Origin of the sequence: Delftia tsuruhatensis, from assembly GCF_903815225.1 — a bacterium.
GTDB classification, from domain to species: domain Bacteria; phylum Pseudomonadota; class Gammaproteobacteria; order Burkholderiales; family Burkholderiaceae_C; genus Comamonas; species Comamonas tsuruhatensis_A.
Genome location: NZ_LR813084.1, coordinates 810,184 through 828,256 on the forward strand (window position 1 = coordinate 810,184; position 18,073 = coordinate 828,256).

Below are 18,073 nucleotides of genomic sequence, written 5' to 3' on the forward strand. Positions count from 1 at the left end.
TACATGCGTTGGCGCACTTCACAGGCGGGTCAGGCCACGACCGAGTTTCTCGTCTGCCTGCTGGTGCTGGCCCCGATGTTCCTGGGGTTGCACTATCTGGCCCGCTATGCGGACGTCAAGCACTCGGCCATACAGGCCAGCCGCTACGTGGCCTTCGAGAGAGCGCAGGACCCCCTCGGGCGTGCCAAGAGCGCCAGTGACCTGGCGCAGGAGGCGCGTGCGCGCTTCTTCCTCCAGCGCAAGGCGGGGCAGCAGGAGATCGCCTATCGCGACAGTCCCCTGCGTGATCGCCCCGACTCCCATCGCATTCCTCTGTGGAGTGATGTGCAATACCGGCCGCTGCTGGAGGATTTCAATCGCGTGGTGATCACCGAGCGAGACCTGGGCAGGTTGCCTGGCGATGCACTGGGTGTCTTGCAGCAGAAGGTTGCGGAACCCGTTTTCGGCCTGCCCCGTGGCGGCACCATGCGCGCCGAGGTCACGGTGTCGCTGGCCGATGTCGTGCGCTTCGACGCACTCAGGAATGTCCAGGTGGGCCTGCCCGGGGCCACGGCCATCGCGGCCGGCGCCTGGAATGCCAGCGGCGCCAGGGGGGGCAGCGAGTCCACCTGCCATCGCGTGCGGCGTGCCGTGCTGGGCGGCTACATCGAACCCGTGATGGACGTGCTGGGTACCCTGATGACACCGTTCGAGCGGCATACGCCCGATGTCGGCATCGTGCTGCCTGACTATGTTCCCACGGGCAGCCTGCGCGACGCGCAGGAGCGGGACGTGGAGTACCGGTGGCAGGAGGGCAACAAATGCTAGGTCGATTGCCCGTGCGGGGGCGTGCCGCCGCATGTGTCGCCCTGCTCCTGTCACTGGCTTCGTGGGTCGCTGCAGGGCCTTCCTTCACCTATGGAGCGACGCCCTGGCCCCAGATCCCCGAGCCGCCGCAGTCCAAGGTGCAGTGGGTGTCCGATGACATGCGCATCAACGGCGTGCCCATGCGGGTGCAGAGCTTCGAGAGCAAGGCCTCCAGGGAGGAGGTGGTGTCCTACTACAAGGCGCATTGGCAGGCGGGCAAGGGCGAGCCGTCCCAGATCGCCGTCACGCCGGCGGGAGCCGACACGCTGCTGGGTCGCCCGCACGGGCCGTTCTACCTGCTGGTCAAGCTGCGCGAGGCGGCGGGCGGCGGCTCGCAAGGCACGCTGTCGGTATCCCGGGTCCAGGGCATAGAGCCGCGCATCGATGCCTCGGGCATACCTGCGCCCATGCGCAGCGCCCAGGCGGTCAACGTGGTCGAGTCCATTGATGCCGGCAAGCGCAGCAAGCAGGTGCTGTGGATGAGCAAGGACAGCGTGGCCACACTGGCAGCCCAGTACCACGCCAGCCTGCTGCGTGGCGGATGGAAGCTGCTGCAGGAGCAGAACGCGCTGGACGGCAAGCCGGCAGCGATGGTGCGCATGTATGGCCGTGACCGCCAGCAGCTGGACGTGTCCGTGGGCGCCGACGTGCAGAACGGCCTGACGGTGATGAACACCAATCTCGTGACCTTCGAATGAATACGCAAAAAGGGACAAGGGGCGTGCCTGCCCGCGATCACCGCGCGAGAACCCGCACCACAGGCTTTGCCATGGTCGAGTACTGCGTCGTCTGCGTGCTCGTGGTTCTGGTGTTGTTCTCCAGCCCGAACACGCCACAGATGCTGGTGGAGGCCTTCAAGGCCTTTTATCGCGCGCTGACTTTCTACATTTCGCTGCCCTGAGGTTTCCGTGGCTGTATCCATCAACAAGAACTGGCTTCTCCTGGCTGCCGCCATCGCGTTGGGCGGCGGCGCCTTCTACCTGAGCAACCGTGCCATCAATTCACGCATCTCGGAGATCGAGGAAGCGGCCACGCGCGGCAAGACGCTGCAGGCCGTCGTCGTGGCCAACCGGCCGATGCACGCGGGCGATGTGATCGACACGGGCAGCGTCTCGGTGCGCCAGATTCCATCGGACTACGTCAATCGCAACATGGTCACGCCCGAGACCTACGACAGCATCGACGGCCAGGCGTTGCTCGTGGACATGGACCGTGGCGAGCCGCTGCAGATCAGCTACACGGCCAGCCGGGGGGGCGAGGTCTTCGCGGCCACGCTCAAGAACGGCAGGCGCGCCCTGACCATCGACGTGGACGAGATCAGCTCGATCTCGGGCATGCTGCGGCCCGGCGACCGCATCGACCTGATGCTGACCGCGCGCTCCGGCACCGGCCAGGGCAGCGGGGACAAGGAGCTGACCTTCCCCATGCTGTCCAACGTCGAAGTGCTGGCCACGGGACAGTCGCAGAAGGGCGCGGCGGCGGCCGGGGAGGCAACGGCGCGCGCCTACTCCCACGTCACCCTCGACGTCATGCCCGAGGACGCGACACGCATCATCGCGGCCAAGTCCGGGGGGCGGCTGACGGCCGTGCTGCGCGCGCCCGGCGACCAGAGCCGCAATCCCAGCGAGCCCCTGACCCTGGACGATGTGGTCGCAGGCACCAGCACCAACCGCAGCGGCCGCCTGGTCGAGTTCCTGATCGGTGGCTCGGGCAGCGGAGGCAGCGTGAACCGCACGCCCGTACTCGATTCGAGCGCCCAGGCTCCGCAACAGCGGGCTCAGCTCGATTCGGTCACTCGCGAATTGATGGGGGTGGGTGCGGGAGCCGGCGCCGCCGCTGCGGCGGGTGCAGTCAGCGGGCCGGCCGCCGCCCCGAACCTCCCATCCCTGGCGCAGCCCGCCTCCACGCACTGAGCGCGGCCGACTGCCCTGCTTCCTGATTCGTCTCATATCTCCATGAACAAGCTTTTCCTCCCGAGGTCTTCCCTGATTGCACTGCTCGGCCTTGCCTTGTGCGGTTCGGCGGCAGCGGACGCTCCTCCCGAAGTGCCGCCGTCGAGTCCGGGACAGGGCCTTGCTGCCCACCCGGCCGCGGAAGGCGGTCGTGGCGTGCCCGGACCGGTGGCTGCATCCGCCGCGCCACTGTCCCTCTACGTCGGCCAGGTGCGTGTACTGGCACAGTCCGGCGTGGATCGTGTTGCCATCGGCAACGGCAAGCTGCTGACGGCTTCCGTGGTGGCCGACCGGCAGGTCGTTCTCATGGGGGAAAGCCCTGGCACGACCACGCTCTATGTCTGGCTGCGCAACGGTCGGCAGATTCAGTATGAGGTGTCGATCAGCGCCGACAACAATGAGCGCACGGCTGCCGATCTGCGCCGCCTGTTGTCCTATGACCCGGGTGTGAGCGTGCAGACTGTCGGCGACCGTGTGGTGCTCGACGGAACCTATGCCAACCAGGCCTCCGCGGAAAAGATCCAGAAGATCGCCAAGGCCTATCCGCTGGTGCTCAACCTGGTGCGCGAGCGGCCCGAGGAGCAGTACACGGTCGTGCCTGAGCCCATGGTGCAGCTGGATGTGAAGGTGGTCGAGGTGCGCAAGCGGGCGCTGGACAACATCGGCGTCAAATGGAGCAATCTCGGCGTCGCGGGCCCCACCTTCGCGACCTCGGGCTACTTCTATGCCAATTCCACCTTCCGGGGACTGAACCAGGAGGGCTATCCCGTCACGAACTCGGCCAGGCCCTTCATCTCCTATTTCGGGCTTGCCACGCAGATCACCTCGGTGCTCAATTTCCTGGAATCCAATGGCGACAGCTGGACCCTGGCCGAGCCGCGCATCAGCAGCGTCAGCGGTGGCGCGTCCAAGGTGCGCGTGGGCGGTGAGGTACCCATTCCGGTCAGCTCGGGCTTCGGCCAGATCAGTGTGGTCTACAAGCCCTATGGCGTGATCCTCGAGTTCAAGCCCGTGATCGACAAGGCCGGCAATGTGCGTTCGACCATCGTGGCCGAGGTCAGCCAGCCCGACCGCTCCAACGGCACGGGCGAGTTCGTGGCCTTCTCCACCAACCGCACGGAGACCGAGGTCAGCCTGCGGCAGAACGAGACCCTGGTGATCTCGGGGCTGCTCAAGAGCGTGGGCGCGCGCAACAAGGAAGGCATCCCCGTCATAGGCCGTGCCCCGGTGGTCGGACGACTTTTCTCCACCCAGGAACTGAGCAACGAGCAGACCGAGATGCTGGTCGTGGTCACTCCGCGCCTGCACACGCCGGCCGCCGACCGCGCGGCCCTGCTGGCCAGCGAAAGCGCCTACGGCAACCTGCAGGAAGTCCGCTCCATGATCGAACGCAAGCTGGCGCGCTGAAAACCATCGGAAACAAGAATGCTGTATCTCGATATCCAGGGCCCTGACGGGCAGCAGCGCACGGTGACCATCGAGGGCACGCGCTGCCGTATCGGCCGTGGCGCGGACGCCGATCTGGTGCTGCCCGGGTGGACCGTTCACAAGGAGCATGCCGAAGTCTTCGTGTCGAATGAACAGGCCTTCGTGCGCGACCTGGGCACCATGTTCGGGACCTACGTCAAGGACGCCAAGATCACGACATTCGGTCCGCTGCAGCCCACCGAGGCCATACGCATAGGCCCCCACAGGCTATTGGTGCGCTGGAGCCGCCAGCAGGGCGATCCGGCCAGGCATGGAGAGACCGTGGTCATGCCGGAATCGGCGTCGGGGGCCCCACCCGTCGCTGCCCTTGCGCCACAAGCCCCTGCGGTAACGGAGCGCCCGCCCGTGGCCGTGGCGTTGCATGCCGTGCCCGGGGCCGCGGGCCCACGGGCCGCCCCCTCTCCGGGGTCCGGGGTGCGCCATCACTCCAGCGTGCAGATCGACGAGCAGTGGCTGGAGTACCGGCGCAAGATCCACGAGAAGCTGATCGAGTCCTTCGACATGCGCCGCACCGACGTGCACCGCATGTCGGACGCCGAGCTGCGGCTGCACACCGAGCAGGCGATCCGCGAGATCTTCCAGCAGATGCCGGCCGGCATTCCCGCGCATGTGGACCGGGACCGCCTGATGCAGGAAGTGCGCGACGAGGCCATCGGCCTGGGCCTGCTCGAGCCGCTGCTGGCCGACCCCTCCGTCACGGAAATCATGGTCAACCGCGTCGACGAGATCTTCGTCGAACGCGAGGGAAGGCTGTCGCGCGTTCCCCTGGCGTTTTCCAGCGAGAAGGCCGTGATGGGCGTGATCGAGCGCATCGTGGCGCCCGTGGGTCGCCGCATCGATGAGAGCTCGCCGTTGGTCGATGCACGTCTCAAGGATGGTTCGCGCTTCAATGCCATCATTCCGCCGCTGGCCCTCAAGGGGCCGTCGATGACCATCCGGAAATTCGCCAAACGCAAGCTCGAGGCCTCGGACCTGGTGCGCTTCGGATCGGCCAACGAGCAGATGGTCGAGTTCCTGCGCGTGGCCGTTCAGCAGCACAAGAACATCATCGTCTCGGGCGGAACTGGTTCGGGCAAGACCACCTTGCTCAACATCCTGAGCAACTTCATTCCCGTGGGCGAGCGCATCGTGACCATCGAGGATGCAGCCGAGCTGCAATTGCCGCACGAGCACCTGGTTTCGCTGGAGTCGCGCCCCGCCAATGCCGAGGGCAAGGGCCAGATCGCGATCCGCGAGCTTGTGAAGAATTCGCTGCGCATGCGGCCGGACCGCATCGTCGTCGGCGAGTGCCGCGGCGGCGAGGCCCTGGACATGCTGCAGGCCATGAACACCGGGCATGACGGATCACTGACCACCGCCCACGCCAACAGTCCGCGCGACATGCTGGCACGCCTGGAGGTCATGGTCATGATGGCGGGCATGGATCTGCCCGTGACGGCCATCCGCGAGCAGGTCGCCTCCGCCGTGGACCTCATCGTTCAGCAGACGCGCTTTGCCTGCGGCAGCCGCAAGATCACGCGCATCACCGAAGTCACGGGCGTGGAGAGCGGCAAGATCCAGTTGCAGGATCTCTTCGAGTTCGTGGAGACGGGCTTCACGCCCGAGCGCAAGACCGCAGGCTATTTCACGGGCTGCGACAGTGTTCCGGAGTTCTACGAGAAGCTGCGCCAGATCGGCGTGGAGGTGGACCTGGAAATCTTCCGCAAGGCGGCCTGAGACATGGACTGGCTGCCGCTTCTCGTCGCTGCCTGCACGGCCGGCTCTGTCGTGCTGGTGCTGCTGTTCCTGCGCATGACCTGGGGGGGCTACCGCGCGAAGTTCACGACCGATGCCAAGCTCTCGCTCGAGGACATGTTTCTGTTCATCGACCCGCAGCGCCTGTTCTTCATCAACATCGGCATGGTCGCCGTGGTGCCGCCGCTGGTATGGATCGTGACGGGCGCGTTGCCGCTTGCCGTGCTCGTGGCTGTGGGCATATTCGTGCTGCCGCGCATCGCCTATGGCTTTCTTCGCAAGCGGCGCGAACAGCGCCTGGTCCAGCAGATGCCCGATGTGCTCAACATGATGGCCGGGGCGCTGCGCTCGGGCGCCAGCCTGGCGATGGCCATCGACCTCGTGGCGACCGAGTCGCCGCCCCCGTTCTGCCAGGAGATGTCCATGGTGCTGCGCGAGCAAAAGCTGGGTGTGTCGCTGGAGGACTCCTTCGAGAGCTTTTCACAGCGCGTCGACGTCGAGGACGTGCGGCTGCTGGCCTCGGCGGTCACCATCTCCAAGGAAGTCGGCGGCAACCTCTCGGAAGTGCTGGACAGGCTGGCCTCCACGCTGCGGGCCAAATCCTCCATGGAGGGCAAGATCAAGGCGCTGACCTCGCAGGGCAAGCTGCAGGGCATCGTCGTGGGATTGCTGCCGCTGTTCCTGGCCTTCGTTCTGTTCCAGATGGAGCCCGAGGCCATGGAGCCCCTGTTCACCACCTACTACGGCTGGGCCGTGATGGCCGTGATCGGCGTGTTGCTGATCATGGGAGGGGTGTTCATCAAGAAGATCGTCACCATCGATGTCTAGGCCGGATTCCACACGGGTGGCGAGACCTTGCCACCGTCATGCAAGGAGGATCCCATGCAGGGGATGATCGCATCATTGCTGCTCGCGCTGGCGCTCATCGTGGGCCTGGCGGCTACCTACCGGCTGTTTCGCCAGGCGCCCGACGAGGACCGCACCTACAAGGACAAGCCGCCGAAGCTGTTTCGCATGACCTGGCCCCTGATCAATCTCCTGGCTTCCAGCCTGCACTGGGCCATCAGCAGCCGCAGCGAGGAGCGCTACGCCCTGGCCCTGCGCCGCGGCGGCCAGGACTATGCGCTCAGTGCGCAGCAGTTCTTCGCGGGCAAGGTCGTCTCCTCGATGGCGGGTGCCCTGCTGGGATTGCTCATCCAGTCCATGCTGGGTTCCAGCGGCCTCGCCATGGTGCTGGTGCTGGCTGCCATGGCCTTCTTCTATCCGGACCTGTGGCTGGCCGAAGTCACCAAGAAGCGCAACCTGGCCATTCTCAAGGCCCTGCCCTTCTTCATCGATCTGCTGACACTGTCCATCGAGGCCGGGCTCAACCTTTCCGGCGCCATGCAGCAGGCCGTGGCCAAGAGCACGCAGGGGCCGCTGACCCTGGAGGTCAATCGCGTGTTGCGCGACGTGCGCGCCGGAAAGGCGCGCATCGACGCGCTGCGCGATTTCGCGCAGCGGCTGGACTTTCCGCCCGTGACCAGCTTCGTCTCGGCGCTGATCCAGGGCGAGAAGACCGGCTCCAGCCTGGGGCCCATCCTGCGGGCACAGGCCGAGCAGCGCCGCACGGAACGCTTCCTGCGTGCCGAGAAGATGGCCATGGAGGCACCGGTGAAGATGCTCGGCCCCCTGATCTTCTTCATCTTTCCCTGCACGTTCATCGTGATCGGCTTTCCGATCGCCATGAAGTTCCTGGCCTCGGGCTTGTGATGTCCTGGCCTGTGTCCCACCCGCTCCCCGATGCGCGCAAGTCTTGAAACCATGTTCGATCACGCCCCTGTGCTGCATGTGGACGGCCATCCCACGGCCTGCCGCGTGGCCACGGCGCGCAGTTTCGCGCAGCGTGCGCGCGGCCTGCTTTGGCGCGCGCCGCTGCAGTCGCAGCAAGGCCTGTGGATCACGCGCTGCGCGAGCATCCATACCGTGGGCATGGCCTATGCCATCGATGTGGCCTTTCTTGACGAAGAGGGCCGCGTGCTGCGTGTCTGCGCGCATGTCGCGCCCTGGCGCTTTCGCTGGCGCCTGGGGGCCAGCGAGGTGCTGGAGCTGCGGGCCGGCCAGGCCCGGGCCCTGGGCATCGAGGCCGGATGCCGCATCGCACGCCACAACCCGGACATGCCCCCGCACAGCACCAGCCGTGCACATTGACCATCGCCTTTCATGCATATCACCGCCATGACCCTCCTGACACCACGCCTTGCCACTGTTCTTCTGGCTGTTGCCGCGCTCGCGGGTTGTGCTGCTCCGGCGCAGCCCGCGGCCAATCCGTTCGAAGGAGCTCCGGGTGTGCTCGGATCCATGGCACAGGCACGCTCCGCGCCAGGCGCATCGGCGCGGGCCGCACAGGCCGAGGCACCTCAGGCCCAGGAGCAGGCCGGCGCGCAGGCCAGGGCCGAAGCCGACGAATCCCGGGCCGCGCTGCAGGCGGCCGAGGATGCCTACGCGCGTGGCGATTGGCTGGGGGCCTCCCGGCAGTTCAAGCAGCTGACTTCCATCTATCCGAACAATGCCCAGCTGTGGTTCGGCTATGGCGCGTCCGCCGCGCTGTCGGGTGACCTCGCCGAGGCCGCAGCCGGTTTCGAGGCGGCGCTGCGCATCGACGGCAACGATGCGCGGGCCGCCTACAACCTTGGCCTGGTGCGCCTGTCGCAGGCCGACATGGCGATCAACCGCGCAGGATTGAGCATGGCAAACGCGCCTGCCCAGGTGCGCGAGGAGATCTCGCGGCTGCGCTCCGATCTCGCGCCCCTGTTCGGGCGCAATGTCCAGGGAGCGCTGGCCAGCCCCGCACGGCCGGAGGCCGTGGCACGCGTGCAGGACCCGGCGCGCGCGGCCGCACGCACGGTCGCACCCTCCGAAGCGCAGATCCAGCTGCCGCGGCCCGGGCTGCAGGCAGCGCCCTGAGCCAGGACCGTGGCCATGGTGCACCCACATCGCAGGAGGCCGCACGCCGCACGCCAACGCGGCGCATCGCTGACGGAGTTCATCATCGTCGGGCCCATCGCCATCCTGCTGACCTTCGTCCTGCTGCAGGCCGGCCTTCTGTACATGGCCAAGCTCACGCTCAACAACGCCACCTTCATGGCGGCGCGCCATGGCTCGGTCAACGGGGCCCAGGCCAGTGCCATCAAGAACTCGCTGGCCAAGGGCCTGGTGCCCTTCTACCAGAATGCCTTCGAATCCAGCGACGCGGCGCGGCTGGCCGGCGCCTATGCGCAGGCCCTGGCGGCGGTCAACTTGGGGCTCAACGTCAAGTTGTCGGTGCTCAGCCCCTCCGACGAGGCCTTTCGCATCTACGGCATCACGCGTGCCGGCGTGACCACCATTCCCAACGACAACCTGGAGTTCCGCACGGCGGCCCCCATTCGCGGGGCCGGTATCTCCCTGCGCGATGCCAATGTGCTGCGCATCAAGGTGACCTATGCCTATGAACTGAAGGTTCCGCTCATGCAGGCCATCGTCAAGCGCATCATGTGCCCCCTGATGACGGCAGATTCCGATGTGCGCGGCTGGGAACGTCCGTCGCTGCGCCCCATGGGCGAGGTCTCGGACTGTGTCTACTACCTGCAGGGCCGGGTCCCCATCGTCTCCTATGCCACCGTGCAGATGCAGACGCCTGCATCGCGCCGTGGCTGAGTGGCACCCTCCCGGTCCAGGCGGGCCACAGCGCCATGAAGACCAGCCGCATTCCGTCCGTCGCTGGCGCCAGTGGCAGGACGCCCCTGTCCGTGGGGTGGTGATGAAGGGATGGCCAGGGCTCCATGCACGCCATGCCGCAGCCGTGGCAGCCGCGGCGCTCTGTGCCCTGATGGCGCACTTTCCCTGTGCTGCCCAGGGGCTGGTGAAGGAGTTGAAGGCTGCCGAGGAACCGGGGCGCTGCACTCGCGACTCGGTCGAATTCATCGTGGGTGGAGGAGGCAATGCCCGGGCCGCGACATGTCCCGCACGGCATGCCGCAGCCGCCGCAGGTGCGCCGGCGGCGCGCCCCGGGACCGTGGCCGGCGTTCGCCGGCCCGACGGCGCGCAGCAGGAACGCCGGCAGATTCTCGAGATGGAGCTGGACAAGGAGAGGCAGCAGGCCAGCCTGCTGCGTTCACCGGACGGGCCACAGACGGGACCGCAGGCCGAAGAGCGGCGTGCCCGGCTGCGCCGGCACGAGGAGAACATCGCGGCGCTGCAGGCAGAGATAGGCAGGCTGCCCTGAACCGGCGCGAGCCCTGGCGTGTCGGTCACACGCTGCCGGTGCCCATGGAGTTCACGCGGACCTATCTGGCCACGCGTGCCGACTTGAGCCCCGAGCAGGAAAAGCTGATGTCGCGGCTTGTCCCCATGCAGGTGACCACGTTGGGCCGCCAGGGGGTGCCCGACCCTGTCTGGGGCACGCCGGTCTCGCTGCGCAAGGGGCAGTGAGGACTTCTCAGCGCCGGTGATTGGCTGCGGCGGAGGATTTCCGGGGCCGGCCACGGGCCGCCGATTCTGCTTCGGCCTGCGCCCACTGCATCCTGGACAGCACGCGCCGGGCGTTGGCTGCGCAATCCATGTCCCGGGGCCGGGCTGCAATCTGCTCCATCAGTTCGACCAGCTGTGCCTTGCTTTGCGCCAGCCGCGCCTGCAAGGCTTCGATGTCCGTGATCTTGCGGTGCAGGGCGTCGAGCACGGCGCCATGTTCCCATTGCGCGAGGTCGCCCGGCAACAGGGCGCGCAGCTCATCCAAGCTGAAGCCCGCACGCTGCCCGGCGGTGATCAGCCTCAACGCCACCACGGCATCGCCGCCGTAGCTGCGGTAACCGTTGGCCTGTCGCTGTGCGGCCTTGAGCAGGCCGATGCGTTCATAGAAGCGGATGCGCGAAGGCGTCAGGCCCGTGTGCTGCGCGAGTTCTCCGATCTTCATGGCCTTTGCGCCCGAGGGCTCCGTGGTGATGCGTGATTGACATTGAACCTTGCTTCAAGGTTAACCTGCTTTCCACAGATACGCGGTCAACGACGGAAGGCGGGCGCAGATGCAGACGATATTGGGTGCGAACGGACAGATCGCCACGGAGCTGGCACGGGAGCTGCGGCGAAACCACACCGGCGATGTGCGGCTCGTGAGCCGCAATCCGCGCAAGGTCAACGACACGGACAGCCTGGTGCCGGCCAATCTGCTCGATGCGCGGCAGACGGCCGAGGCGGTCCGGGGCAGCCGCATCGTCTACTTCACGGCCGGCCTGCCGCCGGATACCGGACTGTGGGAAAGCCAGTTCCCCGTGATGCTGAAGAACGCCCTGGATGCCTGCCGGGCCGAGGGCGCCAGCTTCGCCTACTTCGACAACACCTACATGTACCCGCAGGATGATCGGCTGCAGACCGAGGAGACGCCCTTCGAGCCGGTGGGGCGCAAGGGGCGGGTGCGTGCGGCCATGGCCTGCATGGTGCTCGAGGAGATGGCGCGCGGCGACATCCCGGTGCTCATCGGCCGGGCGCCCGAGTTCTATGGAGCGGGCAAGACGCAGAGTTTCACCAATGCCTTGGTCATCGACCGGATCAAGGCTGGCCAAAGGCCCCGCGTGCCTATCCGTGACGACACGCGGCGAACGCTGATCTGGACACCCGATGCCAGCCGTGCGCTCGCAGCCCTGGGCAATGCCTCCGATGCCTTCGGGCAGACCTGGCACCTGCCGTGCTGTGATGAGCGGCTGACCTACCGGGAGCTCATCACCCTGGCCGGCAAGGTGTTCGGCCGGGAGACCGGCTACACCGTCATAGGCCGATGGAGCTTCGCGGCCGCAGGCCTCCTGTCCCGGCAGGTGCGCGAGATCCGTGAGCTGCTGCCGCGCTACGGGCAGGACAACCTCTTCGACTCCAGCCGGTTCAAGCACCGCTTCCCCGGATTCGAAGTCACCACCTATGCGCAGGGGCTGGAGCAGATCCGGCGGGAGTGGGAGGGCCTGCCCTCCATGCACCGCGGCTGATCCTGGCCGCTCAGGCCATCAGCCCGAGCAGCCAGTCGGCGTATTCCACGGAGGCCGGAGTCGAGTTCACAGGCGGATTCATGCGGCTGGCCCTTGCGGCCTCGGCCATGGCGCGTACATCGCTGGGTGTCTGGCTGAACTCGGCGCGGAAGGCGCGGCTGAAATGCGCTTCGCTCGCGAAACCCAGTCGCGCGGCCACGTCCGCCACCTTCAGGCGCCGGCAGGCCGGGTTGGACAGCGTATGGAAGGCCCGCTGCAGCCGGCGCTGCTGCACATAGCGCATCACGCCCCCCTCGGGCTCGAACAACTGGTAGAGCCTGTGGCGCGAGATTCCGAATCTGCGGCACAGTGCATCCGGCGTCAGGGGCGTGCCCAGGTTCTGTGCGATATGGCGCTGGATGCGCCCCAGCGTCGCTGCCTGCACTTCAGCACGGGCTTCTGCAAGGGTGCGCTGGCTGGGACGCAGGCAGGCCGCCAGCATCTGCATGGTGGCGTGGACCACGTCGTCGGCCTGCGCTGCACCTATGCCGGGCAGTCGCCGGTGCAGGGCGCCCAGGTGGTCGGACAGCAGGCCGCCGAAGAGGCTGTCGGCGGACAGCACCGTGCCATGCAGGCCCGGGCCCGCCGCGCCGAGGGCCGCATCGCCCAGCCTGCGGGGCACGATCAGCGAGAGTACATGCGAGCCCCTGGCCAGCGTGTGCTGCGTGCGCGCCATGTCGAACACGACCACATCGCCGGCACGGACCTGCAGTTCGCTGTCGTCGCCATGCCGGCCCATGAAGCCACCGCTGCGATACCACTGGACCAGGTAGTGGTCCAGGCCATCGTGGGCCGCACGTGCCTGGCCGCGCGAAAAACGCTGGGCACCGAAATGCAGGTCACCCAGCAGCAATTGGCCCAGGTGCACGGCATGCAGCGAGGCATGAAAGCTCTCTTCGGTCGTATCCCGTGCCACCGGAGCCACGTCGAAGAGCACCGAGATGCTGCTGCGCCAGGCTTCGAAGCGTTCTTCCTGCGAAGCCTGGCTGGTGGCGAAAATGGTGCTGGGCAGGGCGGTGGAAGGGGGCTGCATGGCAGGTGTTCGATCTTCAGGCAGCGCCGATGAGGCCAGCGGCCCCGGCTCCCGCTGGCCTGCGAGGCGCGCCGCGTCGGCGTGCCATGGCCCGCCCGGCGGGAGGGGACTTCAGCGGCAAGAGGCAATCGGTCCATCCTGCACTGTTGTAAGCGAGTGTGAGATGCTACTGCATTTCCGTGGCGCCAGGCAGGCCTTCGTGGCAGCGTGTCCAGGCCCTCCTAGCGTTTCTGGCGTACCAGCTTTTTGCGCTGCTGCGCATCCAGTCCCGGGATCTGGCGCATGTCGGTATCCACCTGTCCGGACGCGATGTCGTCATGGGCCTGCCGGATCACGGGATCCGGAGAGCGGCTGGTGGCATCGAGGCCTTGGTCGCGCTCATGGGGCAGGCGCAGGCCCGGCTCGGCGGCGCCGGATGCGCCAGGTGCATGCGGGGCCGTGCCGACCTGTCCGGGTTTTCTGGTGGAGACCTTGCCTGACGGCTGGGGCGTACTGCCGGTAGGGGCAGGGTGCAGGGATTTGTCTGTCATCGCGTGTTCCTTTCGTTCGCGCTCGGTCCGTGAGACGGCGCTTGGACCATGCTCGTCGCATGTGCGCAGGGGCTGCGTGGGACCGCATCTCAAGCGCGAGAGCGAAACATGCCTGTGCCGCCTGGCTGGCGCAGCAGGCACGCCGATTGCCCTGCCGTGCACGTGCGAACAATGTCCACAAAGGTCTGGCGCGATGTCCGTGCGGTCCGGGGGCCGCCTTCCTACGGCATATGGCCATGACGGCGCACGTCTGTCGCCCGCCGTGGCGATCAGGATAGGACCCATTGCAACTGCGAAGGAGTACATCCCATGACGCAAACCAATCCCGCAAACCGCGATCCTCTGTCCGACGCGCCGGGCGCGCATCCTGTGGGTACCGGCATAGGCGCGGCAGGCGGAGCCGTCACCGGTGCAGCCTTCGGCGCCATGGGCGGTCCCGCCGGTGCCGCCGTGGGTGCCGTGGCCGGTGCTGTGGTCGGCGGGCTGGCAGGCAAGGGTGCGGCAGAGGCCGTCAACCCCACGGTCGAAGACGCCTATTGGCGCGATGCCTACCAGCACGAGCCCTACTATGTGGCTGGCCGCAGCTACGAGGAATACCGTCCGGCCTACGAGCTGGGATGGAGCGCGGCAGCGCGTCCCGATGCCGACTTCGATGCCTTCGAGTCGGAGTGGGAGCGCCAATGGACCAGCCGGCGCGGCACCAGCCATCTCGAATGGGACCAGGCCCGGCCTGCCGCCCGCGCGGCCTGGGATCGCGCGGCCCGCCGCGATGTGGCCGACGCCACCGTGGCTGCGGCCTACACCGGCGATATCGACAATGGCGATGTGGCCGACGTGCTCAATGACCTGCTCGAGTCCTGCCGCGACGGCGAGTACGGCTTTCGCACCTCGGCGGAGAACGCCGATGCGGCGGATCTGAAGACCCTGTTCATGCGCCACTCCTCCGAGTGCGCAGCGGCCGCCCGGGAACTGGAGGCCGAGATCCGCAAGCTGGGCCAGGAGCCTGCCTCGGGCGGTACCGTGGCCGGTGCCCTGCATCGTGGCTGGGTGTCGGTGAAGACGGCCCTGACCTCGCAGGATGACAAGGCGGTGCTGGAAGAATGCGAGCGTGGCGAGGATGCGGCCGTGGCCCAGTACCGCAAGGCACTCAGGCAGCCGCTGCCACCGGCCATCCGCGCGGTGGTGGAGCGCCAGGCCCAGGGCGCGCAGCGCAACCACGACGAGGTGCGCGACCTGCGCAACCGCTACCGCGCCGCGCCCTGATGGGGCGCCTGGCAAGAGGCGGCCTCACCAGCAGGCAGCCTCTTGCCCGTGCATGCCCCATGCGCATCACTTTGCGGAGGCTCCATGACCCACTTTCTGCAGATGCTGCTCTGGACCGCGATCTCTGCGGTCATTCTTGCCATCGTGCTCATGACGGACCCGATCTCGCGCTCCGTCGTGTAGGCAGGGCTTCGCAAGCCAGGCCCGTGGCTGCTTCGCCCGGGTCCACGGCAGCCACGACCCTGGCAGGTCCGATGGCCCGTCAGGGGAGAGCCGCTGCGTCGGCGAGCGGCTGTCGCGCCAGCGTGATGAAGGCCTGCAGATAGTCGGTGGCCAGATCCACCTCGCGTGCGCCCAGGAAGATCTGCTTGGCAATGCCCCGCTGTCCCAGGCGCACGGGCACCACGTCGAGCTTGCCGGCGTACTCCTGGACCAGCCAGCGGGGCAGGGCGGCCACGCCCCGGCCGCTGGCCACCATCTGCATCATGATGTCCGTGGTCTCGATGGCCTTCTGGCGCCTGGGCATGACGCCGGCCGGCATCAGGAACTGGTTGTAGATGTCCAGCCGGTCCGTGGGCACGGGGTAGGTGATGAGTACCTCGGGCGTGAGCTGGGCGGGCTCCACGAAGTCCGCGCCGGCCAGGGCGTGCCCGCTGGAGACCACGAGCACCTGCTCGTAGTCGAACACGGGAACGAACGTCAGGCCTGGCTTGAACAGCGGGTCCGGCGTGACCAGCAGATCGATCTCGTAGCCGAACAGCGCACCGATGCCGCCGAACTGGAATTTCTGCTTCACATCCACCTCCACGTCGGGCCAGGCGGCCAGATAAGGAGCGACGATCTTGAGCAACCACTGGTAGCAGGGATGGCACTCCATGCCGATGCGCAGCGCGCCGCGCTCGCCCTGGGCGAACTGCCGCAGCCGCTCCTCGGCCTGGTCCAGCTGGGGCAGCACGCGCTGGGCCACGGCCAGCAGGTACTGGCCGGCCTGCGTCAGGCGCAGGCTGCGGCCCTCGCGCAGCCAGATGTCCGTGCCCAGTTGCTGCTCCAGCTTCTTCATGCTGTGGCTCAGCGCCGACTGCGTGAGGCACAGCACGCCGGCCGCGGCGGTCAGCGAACCCTGGCGCTCCACTTCCCGGACGATGGTCAGGTGGATGCGCTCAAGCATTTGAATGAATGCTGTTCATGAATGTGAGCCAGGAATATTCCATTCATCGATTTTGCTCTCTCGCGTCGATCCATTCATCGACTTCTATCCAACTGCGGCCCCGGGCTGCAGGGTCCCGTGCAGGAAGGCCTGCTCCAGCAAGGTCGCCAGTCCCGCCCGTGCCACGCGGCCGCGCCGTTCCGCGTCCAGCAGCCCGACCATCATGGACAGCCACAGCTCGGTCATCGCCGCCGCCGGGATATCGATGCGAAACACCCCGGCCTGCTGGCCGCGCAGGAAGAAGGCGTCCATGGTGCTCGTCCATTCGTGCTCGATCTGCTGGACCACCGAGACGTCGGAGCGCCAGAAATACATCAGGAACAGCAGCAGCGTCTGGTGCTCCTGGCAGTGGGCCGACAGCCGGCGCAAGGCCTCCAGCGGCAAGGATCGCTCCGGCTCGGCCGCCCGCATGGCGCGGCTGAGCGTGTCGGCGGCATGCGCTATGAGCCGGTCGATCAGCTGGTCGCGCGTGGGGCAGAAGCGGTAGAGCGTGGCCTTGCTGATGCCGATGGCGCGTGCCAGCTCCTGCAGATTGGCCTGGGGGGCGTCCAGCAACGCCAGTGCCAGCGCGCTCAGCAGCTTGCCTTCGTCCTCTTGCTTGGTGCTCGTCATCGCTCGTCATGCCTCCTTGGAAAGTGTCCGGATTCTATCGTGTGAATCATTTATCAGACGATATGAATCGATATTGACTCATTTGATCTATCTTTGTACCATCGCGTCCTTCGTATCGAACTCAAAGCAGGTTGTGAAAATGAGCATGCGTCTGAACAAACGGCGTGGGTTGCCCCTGGCGGCCCTGGTGCTGGCGGCCCTGGCGGCGGGCTGCGGCCAGAACGGGGCACCGGCGGCGACGGGCGATGCGCTGCCCGTGGTGGAGGCCGTCACGGTGGAGCCGGCGCGCCTGGCCCTGTCCAGCGAATTGCCGGGCCGCATCGAGCCCGTGCGGGTGGCCGAGGTGCGCGCCCGGGTGGCGGGCATCGTGCTGCGCCGCCATTTCGAGGAGGGGGCCGACGTCAAGGCGGGCCAGGTGCTGTTCCAGATCGATCCGGCGCCCCTGCGCGCCGCGCTGTCGCGTGCCCAGGGACAGCTGGCCAGCGCCGAGGCGGCGCTGCTCGATGCCCGCGCCGTGGTCGGCCGCAATGAACCCCTGGTGGCCATCGAGGCGGTCAGCCGGCAGGATTTCGAGGCTGCACAGGCCCGCCTGAAGGCCGCCCAGGCCGCTCGCCAGTCGGCCCAGGCCGAGGTGGAGGCCGCCGGCCTGAGCCTGGAGTACGCCACGGTCAAGGCGCCCATCTCCGGGCGCATCGGACGTGCCCTGGTGACCGAGGGGGCCCTGGTCGGCCAGGGCGAGGCCACGGCCATGGCGCTGATCCAGCAGCTCGATCCGGTCTACGCCGACTTCCAGCAGCCCGTGTCCGACGCACAGCGTCTGCGCGCAGCCCTGGCCGAGGGGCGGCTGGCACAGGCCCAGGAGAGGGACGGCAGGGAGGGCACGCCGGTTTCCCTGAAGGTGGATGGCACGGGCCTGGAACGCACGGGTCGGCTCATGTTCTCGGATGTGACGGTGGACCGTGGCACGGGCCAGATGGTGCTGCGCGGCCGGTTCGACAACCGCGATGGCATGCTGCTGCCCGGCATGTATGTGCGTGTGACGGTGGGGCAGGGCGTGGACCCCGCCGCCATCCTCGTGCCGCAGCGGGCCGTGCAGCGCGGTGCCGATGGCCAGGCCCAGGTGCTGGTGGTGGATGCCCAGGACAAGGTGCAGGCACGGCCCGTGCGGACCGCCGCCATGCACGGCGCGCAATGGCATATCGCCGAGGGCCTTCAGGGGGGGGAGCGCGTGGTGGTCGGCCGCATGGCGGGCCTGCAGCCCGGGGCCCGGGTGCGGGTGACGACCGTCCCCACGCAAGCGCCTTCCGGCACCTCCAGCGCCTGCGGCAGCTCCGGCTCCTGCGGCGAATGAGCGCGCGCGTGCCCAAGGAATAGAC

The 18,073-nt window shown here is 67.5% G+C and carries 21 protein-coding genes; 16 read left to right on the forward strand and 5 right to left on the reverse strand.

Annotated features, from left to right (window positions below):
- Positions 1–3 precede the first annotated feature (3 nt).
- The 13 genes from L1Z78_RS03685 to L1Z78_RS03745 all read left to right on the forward strand — a co-directional run bounded on the left by L1Z78_RS03685 (position 4) and on the right by L1Z78_RS03745 (position 10,472).
- The gene (locus L1Z78_RS03685; RefSeq protein WP_234640206.1) at positions 4–807 is read left to right on the forward strand and encodes a hypothetical protein; all 804 of its coding nucleotides are present in this window, start codon (positions 4–6) and stop codon (positions 805–807) included.
- Positions 801–1,544 (forward strand): hypothetical protein, encoded by a 744-nt coding sequence (locus L1Z78_RS03690; RefSeq protein WP_234640207.1) that lies wholly within the window; start codon positions 801–803, stop codon positions 1,542–1,544. The genes L1Z78_RS03685 and L1Z78_RS03690 overlap by 7 nt, the downstream gene beginning before the upstream one ends.
- On the forward strand, positions 1,541–1,747 hold the full coding sequence (locus L1Z78_RS03695) for a hypothetical protein (protein WP_234640208.1): 207 nt from the start codon (positions 1,541–1,543) through the stop codon (positions 1,745–1,747). Before L1Z78_RS03690 ends, L1Z78_RS03695 begins: the two co-directional genes overlap by 4 nt.
- Before the next feature lie 7 nt (positions 1,748–1,754).
- On the forward strand, positions 1,755–2,759 hold the full coding sequence (gene cpaB, locus L1Z78_RS03700; protein ID WP_234640209.1) for a Flp pilus assembly protein CpaB: 1,005 nt from the start codon (positions 1,755–1,757) through the stop codon (positions 2,757–2,759).
- Positions 2,760–2,966: 207 nt separating this feature from the next.
- Complete coding sequence (locus L1Z78_RS03705) at positions 2,967–4,205, forward strand: type II and III secretion system protein family protein (protein ID WP_234640210.1); 1,239 nt, start codon at positions 2,967–2,969, stop codon at positions 4,203–4,205.
- Positions 4,206–4,223: 18 nt separating this feature from the next.
- Entirely contained in the window at positions 4,224–6,002 is a 1,779-nt protein-coding gene (locus L1Z78_RS03710; RefSeq protein WP_234640211.1) for an ATPase, T2SS/T4P/T4SS family, read from the forward strand.
- 3 nt (positions 6,003–6,005) lie between these two features.
- Positions 6,006–6,848, forward strand: coding sequence for a type II secretion system F family protein (locus L1Z78_RS03715; RefSeq protein ID WP_234640212.1), 843 nt, complete (start codon positions 6,006–6,008; stop codon positions 6,846–6,848).
- A 63-nt stretch (positions 6,849–6,911) separates the two neighbouring features.
- A complete protein-coding gene (locus L1Z78_RS03720; protein ID WP_234640213.1) occupies positions 6,912–7,772 on the forward strand; it encodes a type II secretion system F family protein in 861 nt (286 codons plus the stop codon).
- A 51-nt stretch (positions 7,773–7,823) separates the two neighbouring features.
- Positions 7,824–8,210 (forward strand): DUF192 domain-containing protein, encoded by a 387-nt coding sequence (locus L1Z78_RS03725; protein WP_234640214.1) that lies wholly within the window; start codon positions 7,824–7,826, stop codon positions 8,208–8,210.
- A 138-nt stretch (positions 8,211–8,348) separates the two neighbouring features.
- The gene (locus L1Z78_RS03730) at positions 8,349–8,966 is read left to right on the forward strand and encodes a tetratricopeptide repeat protein (RefSeq protein ID WP_234640215.1); all 618 of its coding nucleotides are present in this window, start codon (positions 8,349–8,351) and stop codon (positions 8,964–8,966) included.
- Between the two features lie 15 nt (positions 8,967–8,981).
- On the forward strand, positions 8,982–9,698 hold the full coding sequence (locus tag L1Z78_RS03735) for a TadE/TadG family type IV pilus assembly protein (protein WP_234640216.1): 717 nt from the start codon (positions 8,982–8,984) through the stop codon (positions 9,696–9,698).
- A 172-nt stretch (positions 9,699–9,870) separates the two neighbouring features.
- Positions 9,871–10,266 (forward strand): hypothetical protein, encoded by a 396-nt coding sequence (locus tag L1Z78_RS03740; protein WP_234640217.1) that lies wholly within the window; start codon positions 9,871–9,873, stop codon positions 10,264–10,266.
- A gap of 44 nt (positions 10,267–10,310) precedes the next feature.
- A complete protein-coding gene (locus tag L1Z78_RS03745) occupies positions 10,311–10,472 on the forward strand; it encodes a hypothetical protein (RefSeq protein WP_234640218.1) in 162 nt (53 codons plus the stop codon).
- A 7-nt stretch (positions 10,473–10,479) separates the two neighbouring features.
- Here L1Z78_RS03745 and L1Z78_RS03750 read toward each other — a convergent pair whose 3' ends face one another.
- Complete coding sequence (locus tag L1Z78_RS03750; RefSeq protein WP_234640219.1) at positions 10,480–10,953, reverse strand: MerR family transcriptional regulator; 474 nt, start codon at positions 10,951–10,953, stop codon at positions 10,480–10,482.
- 109 nt (positions 10,954–11,062) lie between these two features.
- Between L1Z78_RS03750 and L1Z78_RS03755 the strand changes: the two genes are divergently transcribed.
- The gene (locus L1Z78_RS03755) at positions 11,063–12,013 is read left to right on the forward strand and encodes an NAD-dependent epimerase/dehydratase family protein (RefSeq protein WP_234640220.1); all 951 of its coding nucleotides are present in this window, start codon (positions 11,063–11,065) and stop codon (positions 12,011–12,013) included.
- 10 nt (positions 12,014–12,023) lie between these two features.
- Here the strand turns inward: L1Z78_RS03755 and L1Z78_RS03760 are convergent, their stop codons facing one another.
- Positions 12,024–13,085 (reverse strand): helix-turn-helix domain-containing protein, encoded by a 1,062-nt coding sequence (locus L1Z78_RS03760; RefSeq protein WP_234640221.1) that lies wholly within the window; start codon positions 13,083–13,085, stop codon positions 12,024–12,026.
- A 221-nt stretch (positions 13,086–13,306) separates the two neighbouring features.
- Positions 13,307–13,615 (reverse strand): hypothetical protein, encoded by a 309-nt coding sequence (locus L1Z78_RS03765; RefSeq protein WP_234640222.1) that lies wholly within the window; start codon positions 13,613–13,615, stop codon positions 13,307–13,309.
- A 309-nt stretch (positions 13,616–13,924) separates the two neighbouring features.
- On the opposite strand from L1Z78_RS03765, the gene L1Z78_RS03770 reads away from it, so the two are divergent.
- Positions 13,925–14,878: a ferritin-like domain-containing protein gene (locus L1Z78_RS03770; protein WP_234640223.1), complete on the forward strand. Its 954-nt coding sequence runs from the start codon at positions 13,925–13,927 to the stop codon at positions 14,876–14,878.
- A gap of 262 nt (positions 14,879–15,140) precedes the next feature.
- Here L1Z78_RS03770 and L1Z78_RS03775 read toward each other — a convergent pair whose 3' ends face one another.
- Positions 15,141–16,046, reverse strand: a complete 906-nt coding sequence (locus tag L1Z78_RS03775; RefSeq protein WP_234640224.1) for a LysR family transcriptional regulator — start codon at positions 16,044–16,046, stop codon at positions 15,141–15,143.
- 84 nt (positions 16,047–16,130) lie between these two features.
- On the reverse strand, positions 16,131–16,697 hold the full coding sequence (locus L1Z78_RS03780) for a TetR/AcrR family transcriptional regulator (protein ID WP_234640225.1): 567 nt from the start codon (positions 16,695–16,697) through the stop codon (positions 16,131–16,133).
- A gap of 139 nt (positions 16,698–16,836) precedes the next feature.
- Between L1Z78_RS03780 and L1Z78_RS03785 the strand changes: the two genes are divergently transcribed.
- Positions 16,837–18,048, forward strand: a complete 1,212-nt coding sequence (locus L1Z78_RS03785) for an efflux RND transporter periplasmic adaptor subunit (protein ID WP_234640226.1) — start codon at positions 16,837–16,839, stop codon at positions 18,046–18,048.
- Positions 18,049–18,073 lie beyond the last annotated feature (25 nt).

Bases quoted from the DNA above. Each gene is read 5' to 3' on its own strand.
- L1Z78_RS03720 (WP_234640213.1), top strand. From the start codon at position 6,912: ATGATCGCATCATTGCTGCTCGCGCTGGCGCTCATCGTGGGCCTGGCG.
- L1Z78_RS03710 (WP_234640211.1), top strand. From the start codon at position 4,224: ATGCTGTATCTCGATATCCAGGGCCCTGACGGGCAGCAGCGCACGGTG.
- L1Z78_RS03685 (WP_234640206.1), top strand. From the start codon at position 4: ATGCGTTGGCGCACTTCACAGGCGGGTCAGGCCACGACCGAGTTTCTC.
- L1Z78_RS03735 (WP_234640216.1), top strand. From the start codon at position 8,982: ATGGTGCACCCACATCGCAGGAGGCCGCACGCCGCACGCCAACGCGGC.
- L1Z78_RS03770 (WP_234640223.1), top strand. From the start codon at position 13,925: ATGACGCAAACCAATCCCGCAAACCGCGATCCTCTGTCCGACGCGCCG.
- L1Z78_RS03750 (WP_234640219.1), bottom strand. From the start codon at position 10,953: ATGAAGATCGGAGAACTCGCGCAGCACACGGGCCTGACGCCTTCGCGC.
- L1Z78_RS03695 (WP_234640208.1), top strand. From the start codon at position 1,541: ATGAATACGCAAAAAGGGACAAGGGGCGTGCCTGCCCGCGATCACCGC.
- L1Z78_RS03760 (WP_234640221.1), bottom strand. From the start codon at position 13,085: ATGCAGCCCCCTTCCACCGCCCTGCCCAGCACCATTTTCGCCACCAGC.
- L1Z78_RS03745 (WP_234640218.1), top strand. From the start codon at position 10,311: ATGGAGTTCACGCGGACCTATCTGGCCACGCGTGCCGACTTGAGCCCC.
- L1Z78_RS03715 (WP_234640212.1), top strand. From the start codon at position 6,006: ATGGACTGGCTGCCGCTTCTCGTCGCTGCCTGCACGGCCGGCTCTGTC.
- L1Z78_RS03780 (WP_234640225.1), bottom strand. From the start codon at position 16,697: ATGACGAGCACCAAGCAAGAGGACGAAGGCAAGCTGCTGAGCGCGCTG.
- L1Z78_RS03775 (WP_234640224.1), bottom strand. From the start codon at position 16,046: ATGCTTGAGCGCATCCACCTGACCATCGTCCGGGAAGTGGAGCGCCAG.
- L1Z78_RS03740 (WP_234640217.1), top strand. From the start codon at position 9,871: ATGGCGCACTTTCCCTGTGCTGCCCAGGGGCTGGTGAAGGAGTTGAAG.
- L1Z78_RS03755 (WP_234640220.1), top strand. From the start codon at position 11,063: ATGCAGACGATATTGGGTGCGAACGGACAGATCGCCACGGAGCTGGCA.
- L1Z78_RS03765 (WP_234640222.1), bottom strand. From the start codon at position 13,615: ATGACAGACAAATCCCTGCACCCTGCCCCTACCGGCAGTACGCCCCAG.
- L1Z78_RS03690 (WP_234640207.1), top strand. From the start codon at position 801: ATGCTAGGTCGATTGCCCGTGCGGGGGCGTGCCGCCGCATGTGTCGCC.
- L1Z78_RS03725 (WP_234640214.1), top strand. From the start codon at position 7,824: ATGTTCGATCACGCCCCTGTGCTGCATGTGGACGGCCATCCCACGGCC.
- L1Z78_RS03785 (WP_234640226.1), top strand. From the start codon at position 16,837: ATGAGCATGCGTCTGAACAAACGGCGTGGGTTGCCCCTGGCGGCCCTG.